Origin of the sequence: Streptomyces sp. NPDC050658 (assembly GCF_044457025.1) — a bacterium.
In the GTDB taxonomy this organism is placed as follows: domain Bacteria; phylum Actinomycetota; class Actinomycetes; order Streptomycetales; family Streptomycetaceae; genus Streptomyces.
In genome coordinates this window covers 306,791-326,540 of record NZ_JBITGM010000003.1, presented here as the reverse complement: position 1 = coordinate 326,540, position 19,750 = coordinate 306,791, and the positions used below count along the sequence as shown (strand labels likewise).

General features: G+C 70.7%; 23 protein-coding genes and 3 tRNA genes. 22 read left to right on the top strand and 4 right to left on the bottom strand.

The annotated features are described in order from the left end of the window. The first annotated feature begins 90 nt into the window (after window positions 1-90). The 13 genes from ACIBKX_RS13100 to ACIBKX_RS13040 all read left to right on the top strand — a co-directional run bounded on the left by ACIBKX_RS13100 (window position 91) and on the right by ACIBKX_RS13040 (window position 11,876). Complete coding sequence (locus ACIBKX_RS13100) at window positions 91-480, top strand: NADH-quinone oxidoreductase subunit A (protein WP_363272879.1); 390 nt, start codon at window positions 91-93, stop codon at window positions 478-480. Continuing rightward, window positions 471-1,118 carry an NADH-quinone oxidoreductase subunit B family protein gene (locus tag ACIBKX_RS13095; protein ID WP_363272880.1) on the top strand — a complete coding sequence of 216 codons (648 nt, stop codon included), beginning with the start codon at window positions 471-473 and terminating at the stop codon, window positions 1,116-1,118. The genes ACIBKX_RS13100 and ACIBKX_RS13095 overlap by 10 nt, the downstream gene beginning before the upstream one ends. Then, window positions 1,115-2,083: an NADH-quinone oxidoreductase subunit C gene (locus ACIBKX_RS13090; protein ID WP_363272881.1), complete on the top strand. Its 969-nt coding sequence runs from the start codon at window positions 1,115-1,117 to the stop codon at window positions 2,081-2,083. Before ACIBKX_RS13095 ends, ACIBKX_RS13090 begins: the two co-directional genes overlap by 4 nt. After that, window positions 2,080-3,048 (top strand): complex I subunit 1 family protein, encoded by a 969-nt coding sequence (locus tag ACIBKX_RS13085; RefSeq protein WP_363272882.1) that lies wholly within the window; start codon window positions 2,080-2,082, stop codon window positions 3,046-3,048. The genes ACIBKX_RS13090 and ACIBKX_RS13085 overlap by 4 nt, the downstream gene beginning before the upstream one ends. Further along, window positions 3,048-3,644 (top strand): NADH-quinone oxidoreductase subunit I, encoded by a 597-nt coding sequence (locus ACIBKX_RS13080; protein WP_363272883.1) that lies wholly within the window; start codon window positions 3,048-3,050, stop codon window positions 3,642-3,644. Before ACIBKX_RS13085 ends, ACIBKX_RS13080 begins: the two co-directional genes overlap by 1 nt. Then, complete coding sequence (locus tag ACIBKX_RS13075) at window positions 3,641-4,258, top strand: NADH-quinone oxidoreductase subunit J (protein WP_363272884.1); 618 nt, start codon at window positions 3,641-3,643, stop codon at window positions 4,256-4,258. Before ACIBKX_RS13080 ends, ACIBKX_RS13075 begins: the two co-directional genes overlap by 4 nt. Further along, window positions 4,258-4,665: an NADH-quinone oxidoreductase subunit NuoK gene (gene nuoK, locus ACIBKX_RS13070; RefSeq protein WP_363272885.1), complete on the top strand. Its 408-nt coding sequence runs from the start codon at window positions 4,258-4,260 to the stop codon at window positions 4,663-4,665. The genes ACIBKX_RS13075 and nuoK overlap by 1 nt, the downstream gene beginning before the upstream one ends. Next, window positions 4,662-6,695, top strand: coding sequence for an NADH-quinone oxidoreductase subunit L (locus ACIBKX_RS13065; protein WP_363272886.1), 2,034 nt, complete (start codon window positions 4,662-4,664; stop codon window positions 6,693-6,695). The genes nuoK and ACIBKX_RS13065 overlap by 4 nt, the downstream gene beginning before the upstream one ends. Window positions 6,696-6,701: 6 nt before the next feature. After that, window positions 6,702-8,291 carry an NADH-quinone oxidoreductase subunit M gene (locus ACIBKX_RS13060; RefSeq protein WP_363272887.1) on the top strand — a complete coding sequence of 530 codons (1,590 nt, stop codon included), beginning with the start codon at window positions 6,702-6,704 and terminating at the stop codon, window positions 8,289-8,291. Further along, a complete protein-coding gene (locus ACIBKX_RS13055) occupies window positions 8,288-9,829 on the top strand; it encodes an NADH-quinone oxidoreductase subunit N (RefSeq protein WP_363272888.1) in 1,542 nt (513 codons plus the stop codon). Before ACIBKX_RS13060 ends, ACIBKX_RS13055 begins: the two co-directional genes overlap by 4 nt. A gap of 176 nt (window positions 9,830-10,005) precedes the next feature. Beyond that, window positions 10,006-10,869, top strand: a complete 864-nt coding sequence (gene htpX / locus ACIBKX_RS13050; RefSeq protein WP_363272889.1) for a zinc metalloprotease HtpX — start codon at window positions 10,006-10,008, stop codon at window positions 10,867-10,869. Next, complete coding sequence (locus ACIBKX_RS13045; RefSeq protein WP_363272891.1) at window positions 10,866-11,258, top strand: YccF domain-containing protein; 393 nt, start codon at window positions 10,866-10,868, stop codon at window positions 11,256-11,258. Before htpX ends, ACIBKX_RS13045 begins: the two co-directional genes overlap by 4 nt. A gap of 78 nt (window positions 11,259-11,336) precedes the next feature. After that, entirely contained in the window at window positions 11,337-11,876 is a 540-nt protein-coding gene (locus tag ACIBKX_RS13040; RefSeq protein ID WP_363272892.1) for an SMI1/KNR4 family protein, read from the top strand. Window positions 11,877-11,937: 61 nt separating this feature from the next. On the opposite strand, the gene ACIBKX_RS13035 is transcribed toward ACIBKX_RS13040, so the two are convergent. After that, window positions 11,938-13,185 carry an APC family permease gene (locus ACIBKX_RS13035; protein WP_363272893.1) on the bottom strand — a complete coding sequence of 416 codons (1,248 nt, stop codon included), beginning with the start codon at window positions 13,183-13,185 and terminating at the stop codon, window positions 11,938-11,940. Between the two features lie 104 nt (window positions 13,186-13,289). On the opposite strand from ACIBKX_RS13035, the gene ACIBKX_RS13030 reads away from it, so the two are divergent. Beyond that, complete coding sequence (locus ACIBKX_RS13030; protein ID WP_363272894.1) at window positions 13,290-13,556, top strand: GlsB/YeaQ/YmgE family stress response membrane protein; 267 nt, start codon at window positions 13,290-13,292, stop codon at window positions 13,554-13,556. 129 nt (window positions 13,557-13,685) lie between these two features. Here ACIBKX_RS13030 and ACIBKX_RS13025 read toward each other — a convergent pair whose 3' ends face one another. Then, the gene (locus tag ACIBKX_RS13025; RefSeq protein WP_363272896.1) at window positions 13,686-14,174 is read right to left on the bottom strand and encodes a YajQ family cyclic di-GMP-binding protein; all 489 of its coding nucleotides are present in this window, start codon (window positions 14,172-14,174) and stop codon (window positions 13,686-13,688) included. 197 nt (window positions 14,175-14,371) lie between these two features. On the opposite strand from ACIBKX_RS13025, the gene ACIBKX_RS13020 reads away from it, so the two are divergent. From ACIBKX_RS13020 to ACIBKX_RS13010, 3 genes are all read left to right on the top strand, one after another. Beyond that, window positions 14,372-14,453: transfer RNA gene (locus ACIBKX_RS13020), tRNA-Tyr, on the top strand. Window positions 14,454-14,676: 223 nt separating this feature from the next. Then, window positions 14,677-15,387: a hypothetical protein gene (locus ACIBKX_RS13015; RefSeq protein WP_363272898.1), complete on the top strand. Its 711-nt coding sequence runs from the start codon at window positions 14,677-14,679 to the stop codon at window positions 15,385-15,387. An 82-nt stretch (window positions 15,388-15,469) separates the two neighbouring features. After that, on the top strand, window positions 15,470-15,682 hold the full coding sequence (locus ACIBKX_RS13010) for a hypothetical protein (RefSeq protein ID WP_363272899.1): 213 nt from the start codon (window positions 15,470-15,472) through the stop codon (window positions 15,680-15,682). Between the two features lie 47 nt (window positions 15,683-15,729). Here ACIBKX_RS13010 and ACIBKX_RS13005 read toward each other — a convergent pair whose 3' ends face one another. Both ACIBKX_RS13005 and ACIBKX_RS13000 read right to left on the bottom strand, forming a co-directional pair. Continuing rightward, window positions 15,730-16,386 carry an SDR family oxidoreductase gene (locus ACIBKX_RS13005; protein ID WP_363272900.1) on the bottom strand — a complete coding sequence of 219 codons (657 nt, stop codon included), beginning with the start codon at window positions 16,384-16,386 and terminating at the stop codon, window positions 15,730-15,732. A gap of 164 nt (window positions 16,387-16,550) precedes the next feature. Then, the gene (locus ACIBKX_RS13000; RefSeq protein WP_363272901.1) at window positions 16,551-17,879 is read right to left on the bottom strand and encodes an amidohydrolase family protein; all 1,329 of its coding nucleotides are present in this window, start codon (window positions 17,877-17,879) and stop codon (window positions 16,551-16,553) included. A 282-nt stretch (window positions 17,880-18,161) separates the two neighbouring features. Here ACIBKX_RS13000 and ACIBKX_RS12995 point away from each other — a divergent pair. From ACIBKX_RS12995 to ACIBKX_RS12975, 5 genes are all read left to right on the top strand, one after another. After that, window positions 18,162-18,234: transfer RNA gene (locus tag ACIBKX_RS12995), tRNA-Thr, on the top strand. Window positions 18,235-18,281: 47 nt separating this feature from the next. Further along, a tRNA-Met gene (locus ACIBKX_RS12990) sits at window positions 18,282-18,354 on the top strand. Window positions 18,355-18,442: 88 nt separating this feature from the next. Next, the gene (gene rpmG / locus ACIBKX_RS12985; protein ID WP_003948671.1) at window positions 18,443-18,607 is read left to right on the top strand and encodes a 50S ribosomal protein L33; all 165 of its coding nucleotides are present in this window, start codon (window positions 18,443-18,445) and stop codon (window positions 18,605-18,607) included. Between the two features lie 145 nt (window positions 18,608-18,752). Continuing rightward, window positions 18,753-19,205: a MaoC family dehydratase N-terminal domain-containing protein gene (locus ACIBKX_RS12980; RefSeq protein WP_363272902.1), complete on the top strand. Its 453-nt coding sequence runs from the start codon at window positions 18,753-18,755 to the stop codon at window positions 19,203-19,205. 3 nt (window positions 19,206-19,208) lie between these two features. Continuing rightward, entirely contained in the window at window positions 19,209-19,637 is a 429-nt protein-coding gene (locus tag ACIBKX_RS12975; RefSeq protein WP_363272903.1) for a MaoC family dehydratase, read from the top strand. The last annotated feature ends 113 nt before the right edge of the window (window positions 19,638-19,750 follow it).

Sequence of the window (19,750 nt, the reverse complement as noted above, 5' to 3'; positions counted from 1 at the left end):
CTTTAGCAGGCCCTAGACTCCCGTGCGTACAGATCGTCGAACAGTGATCAGTGACTGTGTCAGAGGGCGGTCAGGGAGTGAGGGGCTGACGTGGACGTGACGAACGTCGCGGCGAGCTACTACCAGTCGTACTCCGTCGTCGGACTGCTCGCCGTCGTGGGCGTGCTGTTCGTCGCCGTCGCGTTCGGCGCCGGGCGGCTGCTGCGGCCGGTCGTGCCGACCCCAGAGAAGCTCCTGACCTACGAGTGCGGAGTCGACCCGGTCGGCGAGGGCTGGGCCCACACCCAGGTCCGCTACTACGTCTACGCGTTCCTCTACGTCATCTTCGCCGTCGACTCGATCTTCCTCTTCCCGTGGGCGACGGTCTTCGCCGCGCCCGGCTACGGTGCGACGACGCTGGTGGAGATGTTCATCTTCCTCGGCTTCCTGACCGTGGGTCTGCTGTACGCATACAAGAAGGGCGTCCTGACATGGACGTGACCCCCGACTCCGCGGCCGCTCCGGTGGATCTGCCGGAGCCGACGCTGCTCCCCGAGCCGAAGAAGCTCGGCGTGCTCTCGCGCCTGGCCCCCGAGCCGATGAAGGTGGTCCTCAACTGGGGCCGCCGCTACTCGCTCTGGGTCTTCAACTTCGGCCTCGCCTGCTGCGCCATCGAGTTCATCGCGGCGTCGATGGCCCGCCACGACTTCATCCGGCTCGGCGTCATCCCGTTCGCGCCCGGCCCGCGCCAGGCCGACCTGATGGTCGTGTCCGGCACGGTCACGGACAAGATGGCCCCCGCCGTGAAGCGGCTGTACGAGCAGATGCCCGAGCCGAAGTACGTCATCTCGTTCGGCGCCTGCTCCAACTGCGGCGGCCCGTACTGGGACTCGTACTCCGTCACCAAGGGCGTCGACCAGATCATCCCGGTCGACGTGTACGTCCCCGGCTGCCCGCCCCGGCCGGAAGCCCTCCTCCAGGGCATCCTCAAGCTCCAGGAGAAGATCGCCCGGGAGTCGCTGGGCGAGCGTTACGGGAACGGCGCGCGGCCCTCGACGGCGGCGCTGCGGAGCGGCTTGGTGAAGCCGCCGGTTCCTTCGGCTTCTCCGTCTCCGGCTTCGGGGGAGGGACAGGCATGAGCGGCTGGCTCCCGAGCCCCGTGGAGGAGCTCTTCGGCGCGGACGCGACGGCCGAGGAGGCGTACGACCTCCTGACGGTGGACGTCCCGCCCGCCTCCTGGATCGCGGCGCTCGAAACGGCCCGCACGACCCTGGGCTGCACCTACTTCGACTGGCTGAGCGCCGTCGACGAGCCGGGCACCGGCTTCCGGGTCTCGGCCCACGTCGTCGCCCTGACTCCCGTACGCCGCCTCCTCGTCCGTACGACCGTCCCGCACGACGCCCCGGTCCTGCCGACCGCGGTCGACGTCTACGCGGGCGCCGCCTGGCACGAGCGCGAGACGCACGAAATGTTCGGCGTCGGCTTCGAGGGCCACCCGAACCTGGTGCCGCTGCTCCTGCCCGACAGCTTCGAGGGCCACCCCCTGCGCAAGGACTTCGTCCTGGCGGCGCGGGTCGCCAAGGCGTGGCCCGGCGCGAAGGAGCCGGGCGAGTCCGAGCACGGCGGCCCCAAGCGCCGCCAGATGCTGCCGCCGGGCGTACCCGACCCGAACGAGTGGGGCCCCCTGAAGGGCCAACTCCCCGCGGCCCCGGCGCGTCCTGCCCGCCGTACCCGGACCGCGGGAGACGCCGCAGCGGCCCGCACCGCCGGGGACGCTGCCCCCGGTGGCTCGGAAGCAGCGCCCCGTCCCCGCCGGTCCCGCAGCGTGAGCCAGGGCTCGGCGTCGCAACGTCCGGCCCCGGCCCCGGCTCCGGAGCCGAAGCCCGAAGCCGCACCGCCCGCTTCCGACGCCCCGTGGCACCAGGACCGCCCGGCGTTCGAGGAGCCGGCCGAGCCGTCGGGCGAGCCGGAGAACCCGAAGCCGGAGCCGTCGGGTGAACCGGAGACCCCGGATTCTTTGGGGACCTCGGAGTCCCCGGAGTCCCCGGAGTCCCCGGAGCCCACGAACACCACCGAAGACAATCGCCCAGGAGGCACGGAGTGACCGACGTACTCGACGTCGCCCTGCGGCTCCTCGTCGTCTTCGCCGTCTTCCTCGTCCTGCCCCTCGTCATCGGCCAGACCGAGCACAAGGTGATGGCCCATATGCAGGGCCGCCTCGGCCCGATGTACGCGGGCGGCTTCCACGGCTGGGCCCAGCTCGTCGCGGACGGCGTGAAGTTCGCGCAGAAGGAAGACGTCGTACCGGCCGACGCCGACCGCCGGATCTTCCAGCTCGCCCCCGCCATCGCCCTCCTGCCCTACCTCCTGGTTCTCGTCGCGATCCCGATCGGCCCCGGCGAGGGCGCGGTCGGCGAGGTCGTCGACGCGGGCATCTTCTTCGTCCTCGCGGTCATGGGCGTCGGCGTGCTCGGCTCGCTCATGGCGGGCTGGGCCAGCGCCAACAAGTTCTCCCTGCTCGGCGGCCTGCGCACCGCCGCCCAGCTCCTCGCGTACGAACTCCCGATGCTGCTCGCCGCCGCCTCGGTCGCGATGGCCGCCGGGACGGTGTCGCTGCCCGGCATCCTGAACGCCTTCGAGTGGTGGTGGCTGCCCTGGCAGATCGTCGGCGCCCTCGTCTTCTTCGTCGCGGGCCTCGCCGAACTCCAGCGCCCGCCCTTCGACATGCCGGTCGCCGACTCCGAGATCATCTTCGGCGCGTACACCGAGTACACGGGCCTGCGCTTCGCCCTCTTCCTGCTCGCCGAGTACGCCGGAATCGTCGTCCTCTGCGGCCTCACCACCGTCCTGTTCCTGGGCGGCTGGCACGGCCCGTGGGGCGCCGACGGCCTCGGTTGGGTCTGGACCCTCCTGAAGACCGGCGTCCTCGCCTTCGTGGTCATCTGGCTGCGCGTCAGCTACCCCCGTCTCCGCGAGGACCAGCTCCAGAAGCTCTCCTGGACCCTCCTCGTCCCGCTCGCTCTCGCGCAGATCGCGCTCACCGGAATCGTGAAGGTGGCGATCAACTGATGCCCCCGATCCCTGGGTCAGGCCTCGCCAAAGGCCTCGCCGTCACCCTCCGCACGATGACGAAGAAGACCGTCACCGAGCAGTACCCGCAAGCCCAGCCCGAACTGCCGCCCCGTACCCGCGGCGTCATCGGCCTCTTCGAGGAGAACTGCACGGTCTGCATGCTGTGCGCCCGCGAGTGCCCGGACTGGTGCATCTACATCGACTCCCACAAGGAGACGGTGCCGCCCGCCGCCCCCGGCGGACGCGAGCGCAGCCGCAACGTCCTCGACCGCTTCGCCATCGACTTCTCCCTCTGCATGTACTGCGGCATCTGCATCGAGGTCTGCCCCTTCGACGCCCTGTTCTGGTCCCCGGAGTTCGAGTACGCCGAGACCGACATCCGCGAACTCACCCACGAGCGCGACAAGCTCCGCGACTGGATGTGGACCGTCCCGGCCCCGCCCGCCCTGGTCCCCGCCGCCGAGGAGCCCAAGGAGATCGCCACCGCCCGCAAGGCGGCGGAGAAGCTGGCGGCGGCGGAGGCCGCGGAGGCCGCGGAGGCCGCGGAGGCCGCACAGGCGGCCCCGTCCGGTGAGCGGGAAGGGGAGTCGTGAACATCGCCGCGCAAACCCATGGCTTCCTCTCCCCGACGGGCGTGGAGATCGCCTTCCTCCTCGTCGGCCTCGTCACCCTCGGCGCGGCGATCATCACCGTCACGACCAGGCAACTGGTGCACGCGGCCCTGTGGCTGGTGGTCGCGCTCGGCGGGCTCGCCGTCGAGTACCTCCTGCTGACCGCCGAGTTCATCGCCTGGGTCCAGGTCCTCATCTACGTCGGTTCCGTCGTCGTTCTCCTCCTCTTCGGTCTGATGCTCACGCGGGCCCCCATCGGCCGCTCCCCGGACGCCGATTCGGGCAACCGTCCGGTCGCGCTCGCGGTGGCCGTCGCCGCGGCCGGCGCCCTGGTCTGGGTCGTCGTCGACGCCTTCCGCACCACCTGGATCGACCTCGACCGTGCCGCGGACGAGGCCCAGGGCTCCACCGCCGTGACCGGGAAGTTCCTCTTCCGGCACTGGGTGCTGCCCTTCGAGGCGCTCTCGGTCCTGCTCCTCGCCGCCCTGGTCGGCGCGATCGTCCTCTCCCGCAGGAACGCCCGCATGACCCGCCTGAACGGCGCCTCCGCAGACAGCCGCCCGACCGGCGCCCCCGGCGACAAGGAGCAGCGCTGATGCACCTCGCCTATCCCGCGGTCCTCGCCGCCCTCCTCTTCTGCGTCGGCCTGTACGGCGTACTCGCCCGCCGGAACGCGATCCTGGTCCTGATGTCCGTCGAGCTGATGCTCAACGCCGTCAACCTCAACCTCGTCGCCTTCGACGTCTGGCTGCGCGACACCCTCCACGCCGGCCAGGCGCTGACCCTCTTCGTCATCGCCATCGCCGCCGCCGAGATCGGCATCGGCCTCGCGATCGTCCTCGCCGTCTACCGCAACCGCGGCTCCTCCGCCGTCGACGACCTCCGCGACACCGCCGAGGGCACCGACGACCCCGATGACGACGACGATGACGATGCCGAGGGCGCGGCCGCCGAAGTGCCCGCCCCGGCCCAGCAGTCGCAGAAGGCTGAGGCCACCGCGTGACCACGACCACCCTCGCCGTACTCGTCCCCCTCCTGCCGTTCCTCGGCGCGGTCGCGGGCCTGCTGTTCGGCCGCCGGATCCCCGGTCTCGTACGCCCCCTTGCCGTCCTGCCGACGCTGACGGCCCTGGTCCTCGCCGTACTCGTGGCGGTCCGCCAGGGCGGGGAGACGTCCGTCGACGCCGCCACCGAACTCACCCCGACCGGCTCGGTCCCCATCGAACTCGCCCTGCACATCGACGGCTTCGCCGCCCTGGTCGCCGTCCTCGTCGGCGTCGTCGCGTCCTGCGTGCAGATCTACTCGACGGGCTACCTCCGCGACGACCCGCGCTACCCCTCGTACGCCGCTCTCGTCTCCCTGTTCACCTCCGCGATGCTGCTCGTCGTCTACTCCGGCGACCTGATGGTGCTCCTGGTCGGCTGGGAGATCATGGGCATCTGCTCGTACTTCCTGGTCGGCCACTACTGGGAGACGCCCGAGGCGCGCGCCGCCTCCCTCAAGGCCTTCCTGGTCACCAAGCTCGGCGACGTCCCCTTCCTGATCGGTCTGTTCGCGCTGGCCGTCGACGCCGGGTCGTTCCGCATCACGACCATCCTCACGAAGGTCGAGGTCGGCGGGCTCGACCACCCCACGCTCATCGCCCTGCTGCTCCTCGCGGGCGTGGCCGGCAAGTCCGCCCAGTTCCCGCTGCACACCTGGCTCCCCGACGCGATGGCGGGCCCCACGCCCGTCTCCGCGCTGATCCACGCCGCGACGATGGTCGCCGCCGGTGTCTACTTCGTGGCCCGGCTCCTCCCCGTCTTCGCCGCCTCCGCCGCGGCCCTCGTCGTCCTCGCCGTCATGGCCGCCGTCACGATGGCCGGCTCGGCCCTCGCCGCGCTCGCCCAGGACGACATCAAGCGCGTCCTCGCGTACTCGACGATCGGTCAGCTCGGCTACATGACCGGCGCCCTCGCCGTCGGCGACCGCGGTGCCGCCGTCTTCCACCTCCTCTCGCACGGCGCCTTCAAGGCGCTCCTGTTCCTCGCGGCGGGCGTGATCATCCACGCCGCCGGCACCAACTCGCTGGCCGCCATGTCCCGCATGCGGGGCCTGCGCGACCGCGTCCCCGACGCCTTCTGGACGATGACCGTGGCGCTCCTCGCGCTCGCCGCGATCCCGCCGTTCAGCGGCTTCTTCTCCAAGGAAGCCGTCCTGGGCGCCGCCGAGCACGCGGCCACCGGCCACTCCGAGACCGCCCCCAGTTCGGCGGGCTGGATCGTCCTCGTCGCGGGCCTGCTCACCGCCCTCCTCACCGCCGCCTACGCGACCCGCCTGTGGCTGCTCGCCTTCAACGGCAGGGGAGCCGAGGCCCCGGACCTTCCCCAAGCTCTCAACTCGGTTCGAGCAGGGGAGACCCCACCCCGCCAGCCCGTCGCGATGACCGCCGTGCTCTGGGTGCTCGCCGTCCCCTCACTCGCCTTCGGCCTCACTGTCGGCGTCCTGCCGGACTGGTTCGACGGCCACTCGCTCACCCCGACCCTCACCACCTCCGTTCTGGGTACGGGAGTCGCCCTCGTCGGCGGCCTCGTCACCTACGGCGCCTGGCGCCACACCACCGCGCTCGCCGCCCGCGTCCCGATGGGCGCGGTCGCCGCCGACGCGGGCGCCGACGGAGGCCTGGTCGAGGCCGAGGCCATCGCCACGCACGCCCCCGCGTACGGAGATGTGGCCGCCGCCCACGACCCGGCGGACCCGGGCCGCCTCCTGCTCGGCCCGCTGCACCGCCACGCCGCCGTCGGCTTCCACCTCGACGCCGTCTACGCCGCCCTGTTCGTACGCCCCGTCCAGGCCGCCGCGGGCCTCGTCCGGTTCCTCGACCGCGAGGTCATCGACACCTACGTACGCGGCGCGGGCACCGCACCCCGCTGGCTCGGCACGGCCGTCCGCCGCGCGCAGACCGGCAATGTGCAGACCTATCTGAGCGCGCTGCTCGCAGGCACCGTCGTCCTGGCTGTCGCCGCCGTCCTCGTCGCCACCGTCGGAGCGTGAGCAGCCGTGATCGGTATCAGTGAGTCCGTGATGCAGTTCCTTCTCGCATTGATCGTCGTCGGCCCGCTCATCGGCGCCGTCGCCGCTCTTCTCCCCGCCCCGCCCGGGCTGAAGGGGAAGTCGCCCGACCAGGCCGTGCTCCGCCACGGCGTGACCGTGACCGGCGCGGTGCTCATCGCCGCGATCGTCCTCGCGCTCGGATTCGACCACGACCAGCCGTCGAAGATGCAGGCCACGACGGACATCAGCTGGATCCCCGCACTCGACGTGCGCATCCATCTCGGCATCGACGGCATCTCCCTCCCCCTTCTGGTCCTGACCGCGCTGCTGACCTTCCTCTGCGCGCTGTACTCCTACTTCAAAATGCCTGCGGGCCCGTCTCCCAAGGCATTTGTCGCGCTGATCCTCGTGCTCGAGTCCGGCACCCTCGCGACCTTCGCCGTCCTCGACCTGCTGCTGTTCTTCCTGGCGTTCGAGATGGTGCTCATCCCGATGTACTTCCTCATCGCCTGCTGGGGCGGTGAACAACGGACCCAAGCCGCTTGGAAGTTCATCCTCTACACGCTGCTCGGCTCCGTCGTGATGCTGCTCGGTCTCCTCCTCATCGGCCTGAAATCCGGCACATTCGACATGGTGGCACTCGCCACTGACAACGGCCGTGAGCTGACCACATCCGTGCAGGTCATCGCCGTTCTGGCGATCGGGATCGGGCTCGCGGTCAAGACGCCGATGTGGCCGCTGCACAGCTGGCTGCCGGACGCGCACACCGCCGCGCCCACCGTCGGCTCGGTCCTGCTGGCCGGCGTGCTGCTGAAGATGGGCACGTACGGGTTCGTCCGCATCCTGCTCCCCATCGCACCCGACGGAATGCGGGAGTTCGCGCCGTACCTCGCGGCCTTCGCGGTCGTCGGGATCATCTATGGATCCCTCGCCTGCCTCGCGCTCGCCAAGCAGGGCGCGAAGGGTGACCTCAAGCGCCTCATCGCCTATTCGTCCGTGGGCCACATGGGCTTCGTGCTGCTCGGCATCTCGACGATGAGCCCGACCGGCGTGAACGGCGCGCTGTTCGCCAACATCGCGCACGGCCTCATCACCGGCCTCCTCTTCTTCCTCGTCGGCGCGCTGAAGGACCGCACGGGCACCAGCGACCTCGACACCCTCGCGCAGGAATCCGGCGCCGCGCTCTACGGCAAGGCGCCCCGCCTCGGCGGTCTGCTCGCCTTCGGCGCGGTCGCCTCGCTCGGCCTTCCCGGTCTCGCCGGGTTCTGGGGTGAAATGCTCGCGCTGTTCGGTGCGTTCAGGCCGGCCGACGACCTCAGCCGCCCCGCCTTCCTCACGTTCATGGCGATCGCCGCCTTCGGTACCCTGCTCACCGCCGCGTACATGCTCATCGTCGTACGCCGTGTCTGTATGGGCCCGATGCCACAGGGCGCCGCCAAGACTGACACCCCGGCGCTCGCCGACGTCCAGGGCTATGAGTTCGCCGCCTGGACCCCGCTCGTCGCCCTCACCGTCCTCGCCGGACTCTGGCCCGCCGCACTGCTCGGCCTCACCGACCCGGCCGTGCAGCAGCTCCTCGCAGGAGGCAAGTCGTGACCGTGGCCGCCGAAAGCGCCGCCAGTGTCGTCCAGTCCGTCGACTGGCTCGCGATCGCCCCGCCCACCATCGCGGCGGTCGTCGGTCTCCTGGTGCTCGTCGCCGACCTCTTCGTGGGCGACTCCAAGAAGGCGCTGCTCGGCTGGATCTCCGTGGCGGGCCTCGCCGCGGCCGCGCTGTCGCTGCTGCCGATCCTGAACGACGACCGGTCCACCTTCTGCCTGACCGGCAGCGGCACGCAGGCGTGCAGCTACACGGCCGACCGCTTCACGCTCGTCATCCAGCTCCTCGTGCTCGGCGGCGCCCTGCTGGCCGCGCTGCTCTCGATGAGCGCCCTCAAGGACGCGGGCGGCACCAAGAGGGAACTCCCCGAAGGGGAGTTCTGGTTCCTGCTGCTGTCCTCCGCCGCGGGCGCCGCGCTGCTGCCCGCATCGCGCGACCTCGCGACGCTGGTCGTGGCCCTGGAAGTCGCCTCGCTGCCCGCCTTCGCGCTCGTCGGCCTCCGGCACGGCGACAAGCGGTCCTCCGAAGCGGCCCTGAAGTTCTTCCTGTCCTCGGTCACCGCGACCGCCGTCACGCTGCTGGGCGTCAGCTTCGTGTACGCGGCGACCGGCACCCTGCATCTCACCGAGATGGCCGCCGAACTCCGGGGCGTGGACGGACAGCTGGACACGCTCGCCCAGACCGGCGTCGCCCTCACCCTCGTCGGCTTCGCCTTCAAGGTGGCGGCCGTGCCCTTCCACTTCTGGGTGCCCGACACCTACGTAGGCGCGCCCCTGCCGGTGGCGGCCTACCTCTCCGTGGTCGGCAAGGCGGTCGGTTTCACCGGCCTGATCCTCGTCACCGTCGTCGCCTTCCCGGCGTACGCGGACGTGTGGGGCCCGGCGCTCGCCGTGCTCGCCGCGCTCACCATGACCGCTGGCAACGTGGCGGCGCTGCGGCAGCAGGCCACGCGCGCGTACAGCGCGGTCCGCCTGCTCGCCTGGTCCTCCGTCGGCCAGGCGGGATACCTCCTGGTGCCGATCGCGGCCGCCGGTTACGCGGACAACCCGGCGGAGGCCGAGAAGGCCATCGGCTCCACCGTGGCGTACGCCCTGATGTACGCGGCGGTGAACCTCGGAGCCTTCGCGGTGGCGGCCCTCGTGGGCCGTACGCAGCGCCTCAACCGGGTCAGCGACTACCGCGGCCTGTACGCGCGCAGCCCGCTGTCCGCCCTGGTGCTCGGCTTCTTCCTGCTCTGCCTCGCGGGCCTGCCGCCGGGCATCATCGGCCTCTTCGCGAAGGTCACCGTCTTCTCGGCGGCGGTCGACGCGGGCCTCGGCTGGCTCGCCGTGGTGATGGCCGTGAACGTGGTGATCGCGCTCTTCTACTACCTCCAGTGGACCGCGCTGCTGTTCCGCGCCCCCGAGGGCGAGCCGGTCAAGCACCGCGTACCGGCCCCGCTCACTGCGGCCATCGCCCTGACCGCCGTCCTCGGTATCGCCCTCTCCGGAGCGCCCCAACTCGTCCTGAGGTTCTCCGACACCGGCCTCTTCTGACGAGGCCCGGCCTCTGGGGGCCGCTCGGGGCGTCACCCGGGCGGCCCACACCGCTCCTGCGCGCACAAGGGAACTAGTGCTCCCCGCCTGGCGTTGACCAGTACGGGAGGGTCCACTGAAGAGTGGAAGCACCAGTAGACAGAGGGTTCCCCCACGCACCACCAGGAGGGCGTACCGTGCACCGCCGGCACAACGGGCTGAAGACCGCCGTACTCCTCGGGGGACTGTCCGCACTCATCCTCGTCATCGGCAGTTTCTTCGGGCGTACGGGCTTGATCGTCGCGCTCTTCGTGGCGCTCGGCACGAATGCGTACGCGTACTGGAACAGCGACAAGCTCGCCCTGCGCGCCATGCGCGCGCGCCCGGTGAGCGAGTTCGAGGCCCCTGAGCTGTACCGCATGGTCCGCGAGCTCTCCACCCAGGCCCGCCAGCCCATGCCCAGGCTCTACATCTCGCCGACCGAGGCGCCGAACGCGTTCGCGACGGGCCGCAATCCGCGCAACGCCGCGGTCTGCTGCACGGAAGGGATCCTGCGGATCCTGGACGAGCGCGAGCTGCGGGGCGTCATCGGCCATGAGCTCAGCCACGTCTACAACCGGGACATCCTGATCTCGTCCGTCGCGGGCGCACTCGCCTCGGTGATCATGTTCCTGGTCAACTTCGCCTGGCTGATCCCCGTGGGCCGCTCGAACGACAACGAAGGGCCAGGCATCTTCGGCATGCTGCTGATCATGCTCCTCGGCCCCCTCGCCGCCTCGGTCATCCAACTCGCGATCAGCCGCTCCAGGGAGTACGAGGCGGACGCGTCCGGCGCGCAGCTCACCGGCGATCCGCTGGCCCTCGCGAGCGCCCTGCGCAAGCTCGACGCAGGCACGAAGCAGCTTCCGTTGCCTCCGGAGCCACGCCTGGAGACGGCGAGTCACATGATGATTGCGAACCCTTTCCGTCCGGGGCAGGGCATGTCCAAGATGTTCTCCACGCATCCGCCGATGGCGGAGCGCATCGCCCGGCTCGAACAGATGGCAGGTCGCCAGCAGTGAAGACAATCCTCAACATCATTTGGCTCGTCCTGTGCGGGTTCTGGATGTTCCTCGGTTATCTGGTGGCGGGCTTGCTCCTGTGCATCACGATCATCGGCATCCCGTTCGGACTCGCCAGCTTCCGGATCGGCCGCTATGCCCTGTGGCCCTTCGGCTACACGACAGTTGAGCGCCGAGACGCGGGCGCGCCGTCCTGCGTCGGCAACGTGCTGTGGCTGATCCTGGCGGGCTGGTGGCTGGCCATCGGCCACATCGTCACCGGATTCCTCCTCTGCGTCACGATCATCGGCATCCCGCTCGGCGTCGCCAACTTCAAGCTCATTCCGGTGTCGTTGATGCCGCTGGGCCGCGAAATCGTGCGCACGGACCAGCCGTTCGCCGCCCGCTAGGGCGGATCGCGGGGCGGCGGGAGCCCTGAGGCGGTCGCGCGGGGCTCGATTGTCAGTGCCGTGGTCCACCATGAACACATGACGGACATCGAGGAGTTGCTGGACCGCGTGGCCGCCGAGGCCCGGACCACCAGGCCCTGGGGCTGGGACGCGCTGCCCGCTCCCGCGGCCGCGAGCACCCTGGCCCGGGCGGAGGCCACCCTCGGCTTCGCCGTCCCGCCGCTCCTCGCCGCGCTCTACACCCGCATAGGCGACGGCGGATTCGGCCCCGAGTACGGCCTGTTGCCCCTGCTCGACGGAAACTCGTCCGGGGGCGAGCCGTCCGCCGTCGAGAAGTACGCGGGGATGCGCGACTCCGACGAGGGCTGGCCCGCGGGCGTCCTCCCGATATCCCACTGGGGCTGCGGGATGTACGCGTGCGTGGACTGCCGGGGCGAGTCCACCCAGGTCCTGCTCTTCGACCCGAACGGCGGCGATCCGGACCACGCCTGGTTCATGGACGCCCCGAGCCTCGCCGACTGGCTGACGACCTGGCTGGACGGCACCGGCTGGTACGAGGAGGACAACGACGACATGGACCTACCTCCGTGGCCCCACGAGGCCCGCATACCGGCCTGAGCGCCAGCCTCTTTAGAGCGTCCGCTATTGGCGCCCACCCGCCACTGGCCCCCGCCCGCCGTCATTTCGGCGCCCGCCCCACCCTCCACCGCACCTCATATGCCCCGGCCCCCACACAGAGCACCGCCGCACCCGACACCACCGAAGTCACCGGCAGCGCGAACGCGAGCACCACACAGCCGATCCCGCCGAGCGCCGGCAGTGCGCGGCTTCGGAGGGACGAACTCAGTGTCCAGGCGGCAGCGTTGGCGATCGCGTAGTACGCCAGTACACCGAAGGAGGAGAAGCCGATGGCGCCCCGCACGTCCACGGTCGCCGCGAGCACCGCCACCACCGCCCCCACCGCGAGCTCCGCCCGGTAGGGCACCCGGAAGCGCGGATGCACGGCCGCCAGCGCCCCCGGCAGATGCCGGTCCCGCGCCATGGCCAGCGTCGTCCGCGACGCCCCCAGGATCAGCGCGAGCAGCGAACCCAGCGCCGCCACCGCCGCGCCCACCCGCACCACGGGGACGAGCCCCGGCACACCCGCCGCCCGCACCGCATCGGCCAGCGGCGCCGCCGCGTCCGCCAGCCCGCCGACCCCGAGCACCGAGAGCACGCCCACCGCCACGGCCGCGTACACACACAGCGCGATGCCCAACGCCAGAGGGATCGCGCGCGGAATGGTCCGTGCCGGATCGCGTACCTCCTCGCCGAGCGTCGCGATCCGCGCGTACCCGGCGAAGGCGAAGAACAGCAGCCCGGCGGCCCCGAGCACCCCTTGCACGCCGCCCGAGAGCCCCACATCGATCCGCCCGGCATCGGCGGCCCCCGACCCCAGACAGACCGCCACGACCACCACAAGCACGGCGAGGACGACCGCCACGACGGCCCGCGTCAGCCGCGCCGACTTCTGGACGCCTCCGTAGTTCACGGCGGTCAGCGCCACCACGGCCGCCACGGCCACGGCATGTGCCTGCCCCGGCCAGACGTACGCCCCCACGGTCAGCGCCATCGCGGCGCACGAGGCGGTCTTGCCGACGACGAAGGCCCAGCCCGCGAGATACCCCCAGAACGCCCCGAGCCGCTCCCGCCCGTACACATACGTCCCGCCAGAAGCCGGATAGCGGGCGGCCAGCCGCGCGGACGCCGTCGCGTTGCAGTACGCCACCACGGCCGCGACCCCGAGCCCGAGCAGCAGCCCGGACCCCGCAGCCTCGGCGGCGGGCGCGAGGGCGGCGAAGATCCCCGCCCCCACCATCGAGCCGAGCCCGATCACCACCGCGTCGAAGACGCCCAGCGTTCGCCGCAGCTCGGGCTGTTGTGTCATACGCCGCACCTTACGGATCACCGCAACCGGGCCACTCCGTAGTGACGTCCTCCAGGACAACAGCGCACAAAAGTTCACCGCGCGAGAAAGGCCGGGTCACCGTTATGGGCATCATCAGCTGGATCGTTCTGGGGCTGCTGGCCGGCGCCGTCGCCAAACTGCTGCTGCCCGGCCGCGATCCGGGCGGCTTCATCGGCACGACCGTCATCGGCATAGCGGGTGCCTTCATAGGAGGCTGGCTCTCCGCCCGCTACCTCGACCGCCCGATCGTCAACGACTTCTACGACGGAGCGACCTGGGCGGCGGCCATCGGCGGCTCCCTTGTCCTGCTCGTCGGCTACCGCATCCTCTTCGGCCACTCACGCCGCTGAGCGCCACGGAGGGGCCGTCGAGCGCCCCGCTTCCCCCGATCTGCGGCCAGCAGCAAGGGCGGGCACCCCACCCGGGATGCCCGCCCTCCGCAGTCGTACGTACGACGGTGAAGCACCGCCCACCGCGAACTACCGGTAGTTCACGAACTGCAGCGCGAAGTCGAAGTCCTGCCCCTTGAGCAGCGCCTGCACGGCCTGCAGGTCGTCCCGGCTCTTCGAGCTGACGCGCAGCTCGTCGCCCTGGACCTGCGCCTTGACGCCCTTGGGGCCCTCATCGCGGATGGTCTTCGCGACCTTCTTGGCGTTCTCCTGGGAGATGCCCTCCTCGATCGAGGCGAAGATCTTGTACTCCTTGCCGGACAGCTGCGGCTCGCCCGCGTCCAGCGACTTCAGCGAGATGCCCCGCTTGATCAGCTTGGACTGGAAGATGTCGAGGATCGCCTTGACCCGCTCCTCGCCGTTCGCCTCCATGAGGATCTTCTCGCCGGACCAGGCGATCGAGGCGCCCGTGCCCTTGAAGTCGTAGCGCTGCGAGATCTCCTTGGCGGCCTGGTTGAGGGCGTTGTCGACCTCCTGCCGCTCGACCTTCGAGACGATGTCGAAACTGGAGTCGGCCATGTCCTGTGGCTCCTTGTATCGGGGTCTGCGTACTCAGCTGGTGCACGGCCGTCGGTCCTCGGCCGCACCCGCAAAGCCTAGCCACCGCCCCCGCGCCGGGTGCCGATCAATCGGGTGGCGAAGCACCCCTGTCCATCAGGTATCGTTTACGTCGTTGCCACGGAGCGCCGCGCAAGCGGAACAGGGGCAGCAACCTTGGCGGTGTGCCCGAGCGGCCAAAGGGAGCAGACTGTAAATCTGCCGGCTCAGCCTTCCCAGGTTCGAATCCTGGCGCCGCCACACTTGGGGAAGCCCCCGGTGAACTGCGAATTCGCAGCTCATCGGGGGCTTCGTCGTATCCGGCGGGCCCCCTTCGGGGCGGGCGGTCGCCATGCCCAAAGAGACAATTTCCCGCGCTTTCCTTTCTCCCTAGGGTCGTCGTGCGCCAGCCGTTCCTTGCAAGCCAGCGGGCGGAGGGTGTGGCAGTCATGCGACTCAGGACGTCAGAACGGGGGGCGCCGAGATGCGCCAAGTGATCCAGCGCGGTGCGATGGTCGTCGCACTCGTCTCATGCCTGGCCGGCGGCACCGTAGGGGCCGCGCAAGCACAGTCGGACGCTCCCGCGGGTGGTGCCGTGGCCGCGAAGAGCGACGGCGGGAGCGTGAGTGCCAAGGCGGAGGGGAAGTGGAAATCCGCGGGCTACAAGAGGGCGTTCTCGGGCTGGTCCAAGCCCCTCAAGAGGTGCGTGAGCGTCAAGATCACGGGCAAGATGCGCTACTACACCACGGAGAAACCCATCGGTGGCGGCCTTCCCAGGGTCATGGTCACGAGGGTCAAGCTCATCAAGCCGAAGGTCATCGCCAGCACGTCGAACCGGTGCGGCCGCAGCGTGCCGCGCAAGGTGGGCAAGATGCAGCTGTCGCAGAAGTGGTACGAACGCGCCTGCTCGACGAGTTCGAGCATCTCCGTGAGTGTGCCCTGGGGCGCAAGCGTCGGGAGCTCCCGCACCTGTGGCACCGTCCGCCGCGCCATTCGGTCGACGACGTACACCAAGAATGCCTCGTCCTACTTCCAGTACAACTCGGGGGCGCCGGTCACGTTCAAGGCCTGGCAGATGCCCGAAAAGCAGGGCAAGAAGGTGTGCGAACGCGTGGACGTGTCAGCGGTGGCGTACATCGGCAACAAGTCGGACGCCTTCGCCAAGAGCTTCATGGTCTGCGTCAAGCACAAGTGACCGCCCGTTAGAAAGAACACGCGAAGCCCTTGCCGTCTTGCGGAACCGCAGGACGGCAAGGGCCTTTTCGTACGCTGATGCCATGTCGTCCCGCCGCAGGAACTGCCCCGAGTGCCGTCGTGAAATCGCCGTCGTCGGAGGCCGGTTCGCCCGGCACGATCCGCCGGGGCCGCGCGGCAGCGGTGAGTTGGTCTCCTGTCCGGGTTCGCGCAGGCAGGCCCAGCTAGGGGCCGCGCAGCCCGCTCTGGACGGTTACGCGGTTCCGGAGTTCCCCGGGCAGCTCCCGCTGTTCTGAGGCGCTCACACGGGCGCTCAGGGCGTCGCCGCCCCGGTTGGCCGAACTCAGTTCCCCGCAACGGACTTGACCGCCACCGACACCGGCGTGGAGCCGCTGACCAGCTCCAGGGTCAGGCCCGCCGTCGCCGACGAGTCGACCAGCTCGGCGAGGACCGCGGCCACGTCGTCGCGCGGGATCGGGCCGCGCCCCGTCGACGCCTCCAGGCGGACCAGGCCCGTGCCCGCGTCGTCCGTCAGCATGCCGGGGCGCAGGATCGTCCAGTCCAGGCCCGCGCGACCGCGTACCGAGGCGTCCGCCTCGCCCTTGGCGCGGAGGTACGCGTCGAAGATCTCGTCGCCCTGGTGCGCGGGGTCCGCGCCCATCGACGACACGACCACGTGGCGGCGCACCCCGGCGCGCTCCGCCGCGTCCGCGAAGAGCATGGCCGCGTCCCGGTCCACGGTGGTCTTGCGGTCCGCCCCGCTGCCCGGACCCGCGCCCGCCGCGAACACGGCCGCGTCGGCGCCCTCCAGATGCCGTGCGACCTCGTCGACGGACGCCGACTCCAGGTCGCACAGCACCGCTTCGGCGCCCGCCGCCCTCAGGTCGGCGTCCTGCCCGGCCTTGCGGACGAGCCCGACCGGCTCGTCACCCCGCGCGGCGAGCAGTCGCTCGAGCCGCAGCGCGATCTGACCATGACCCCCAGCGATGACAATGCGCATGTCTTCGACCGTACGGCAGCCTCCGCTTGATCGCCCCGCGCACGCGGGAGCACATGCGGGGACTCACACGTGCGCCGCGAAATGACCGACCCAGGCGCCGCCACCCGCCCATGCGTCGCGCGAGCACACCCACTCGCCCATGCGTCGCGCGGGCACACCCGCCCTCAGGAAGCTTCGCCGCCCTTGGGCCGCCCCGGCCCCGGACCCGGACCCGGACCCGGACCCGTCCCCTTCGCCCGTCCCTGGCGCGGCAGATCCAGCGCAACGGCGGCCGCCGAGTCGCAGTACTCCCGCACCGCGCTGGTCCGCGCCACCACGCGCCCCCGGTGCACCACGATGCGGCTGTACGCGAGCGACAGCGCGCCCGCGAGACGGTCCCCGCGCACCGCGAGAAGCTCAGCGGGGAAGCCCGCCTCCACGCGGACCTCGGGGAGCCGCATCGCCGCCCTGGCGGCCCCGCTCACCGCCCCGTACGCGTCCTCCGGGCGCAGCCCGCAGCGCGACGCGAGGAGGTAGGCGGCCTCCAGGGGATCGCCGCGCCCCACCGGGTTCGACACGTCCCGCATGGCCCCGCTGCCCGCGGCCACCCGCACACCGGCCGCCCGCAGCAGCCGTACGGGAGCGACCGCGCCGCGCCGGTCCACGCTGCCGCACCCGCCCTGCGGCAGGCAGACCACGGTCACCCCGGCCGCCGCCAACTGGTCGGCGGTCCGCGCGGCCACGTCCGACGGCAGCCGGCCGAGCCCGCCGCACGGGCCGATCGTCACTCCGGGGCGCAGCCCGCCCGCCATCGCGGCGAGCCGCCCGAGGCGCGCCGGATCGCTGCCGTCCGTGTGCAGGTCGACCGGGCAGCCGTGCTCCGCGGCGACTTCGAGCACCGCCTCCACGTACCCGGTCGGATCGGGGTCCAGATCCGGGCAACCGCCCACTACGGAGGCGCCCATTTTCACCGCGTCCCGCAGCATCGCCAGGCCTTCGGCGCCCGCCGCCCCGGTCAGCAGCCGGGGCACGGCCACCGCCGTCAGATCGACCAGGCCGCGCAGCGAGCGCCGCGCCTGGAGCACCGCCTCCATCGACGTGAGGCCCTGCACGTCGCCGATCCGCACGTGCGAGCGCAGCGCCGTCGCACCGTGCCCGAGCTGCAGCAGGGCGGCTTCGGTGGCCCGCCGCTGGACATCCGGAAGGTCGTACGAGACAGGGCCGTCCGCCTCCGCCGACAGGGCCGTGTCGCTGTGCGCGTGCGGCTCTGCGGCCGCCGGCAGCAGGAGATAGCCGCCGAGGTCCACGCGCGCCGCGTGCGCGGTGAGACTGCCCGCCGTGCCGACCGCTTCGATGCGCCCGGACCCGAGTCGTACGTCCACGGTGCGGCCGTCGGTCAGCCGGGCGCCGCACAGCAGCACCGCGGTGCTGTCGGCGGCGTCACCGGAGGAGCCGGAAGAGGAGCCGGAACCGGACGAGCCGGAGGAATGGGGCTGCGGCTGGCTGTCGGGCATCGCGCTCCTGAGGTTCGGGGGCGGCTGCGGACCTGCGGCACGGCGTACGGACCGGCTGTCCAAGATCACGCAGCGTAGGTCGAGCCTAGGGCGACGACCGGCCCTCTTCGAGGAGGAGCGCAATAGTCGTACCGGTGTGGTGTGGGCCGTCCGGCGGCGCCGCCGAGGGGCTGCGATGTGACGTGGTGAGACGCCTGGGGCGGTTGTCGCGATGCCCCCGGACAGCCCCGGCGAAACGGATTTGGGCGATCGGCGACCAACCGTGTAATGTCTTCATCGCTCGCCCCAATAGCTCAGTCGGTAGAGCGTCTCCATGGTAAGGAGAAGGTCTGCGGTTCGATTCCGCATTGGGGCTCTGATGTCGAGTGATCCCCGCCTTCGGGCGGGGGGATCCGGCATCGCAGCGGTGTAGCTCAGTCGGTAGAGCAAGCGGCTCATAATCGCTGTGTCACCGGTTCAAGTCCGGTCACCGCTACTACTGGTAGCCGATTGTGGGGTCGGTCCTTCGATCGGCTACTCTTTTATGCGTTCATCCGTCCATCCGTCCGTCAAGGAGCACTCACGTGGCTGCCACCGACGTCCGCCCGAAGATCACGCTGGCCTGCGTGGAGTGCAAGGAGCGGAACTACATCACCAAGAAGAACCGGCGTAACAACCCGGACCGTCTTGAGATGAAGAAGCACTGCCCGCGCTGCAACGCGCACACTGCGCACCGCGAAACGCGCTAAACACAGGCTCGTACACGAGGCCGTCCCCGATTCCTGGGGGCGGCCTCGTGTCGTTTACCTGAAGACGTGTAGACGAAGACGTGCAGACGTGGCGCTCAATCCACAGACCTTGCAGCCCATAGACCTTGCAGGAGGTACCGAGTCCATGGCGCTCGACCAGTCCTTCGTGGGGCGGTCCTACCCGCCCACCGACCCCTATGAGGTCGGCCGGGAGAAGATCCGAGAGTTCGCCGAGGCCGTGGGTGACACGAATCCCGCGTACACGGACACGGAGGCGGCGAAGGCTTTCGGCCACGCCGACGTGATCGCCCCGCCGACTTTTGTGTTCGCCATCTCGTTCAAGGCCGCGGGTCAGGTGATCGAGGACCCGCAGCTGGGGCTCGACTACAGCCGCGTCGTGCACGGCGACCAGAAGTTCGCGTACACCCGCCCGGTGCGTGCGGGGGACCGGCTCACGGTCACCTCGACCATCGAGGCCATCAAGTCGATGGCGGGCAACGACATCCTGGACATCCGCGGTGAGGTCCACGACGAGGCCGGTGAGCACGTCGTGACCGCGTGGACGAAGCTCGTCGCGCGCGCGGCAGAGGGGGCTTAGGCGATGACGGCCAAGGTTTCGTACGACGACGTCGAGGTCGGCACCGAGCTGCCGGCCCAGAGCTTTCCCGTGACGCGCGCCACGCTCGTGCAGTACGCGGGCGCTTCGGGGGACTTCAACCCCATCCACTGGAACGAGAAGTTCGCGGTCGAGGTCGGTCTGCCCGACGTCATCGCGCACGGCATGTTCACCATGGCCGAGGCGATCCGCGTCGTGACGGACTGGACCGGTGACCCCGCCGCCGTCGTCGAGTACGGCACGCGCTTCACCAAGCCGGTCGTCGTCCCGAACGACGACAAGGGCGCGCTCATCGAGGTCAGCGGCAAGGTCGCCCAGAAGCTCGACGACAAGCGGGTGCGGGTCGACCTGGTGGCGACGAGCGCCGGCCAGAAGGTGCTGGGGATGTCCCGCGCGGTGGTCCAGCTCGGCTGAGCCGCCTCCGGAGCGGCGACGTAGGACCAGGCAAGACGAGGTAAGGGGCATCCGCCGTGGGCGGGTGCCCCTTACCGTTGCCCCACCCCTTGACGTAGTTAGTGATTGGCCAC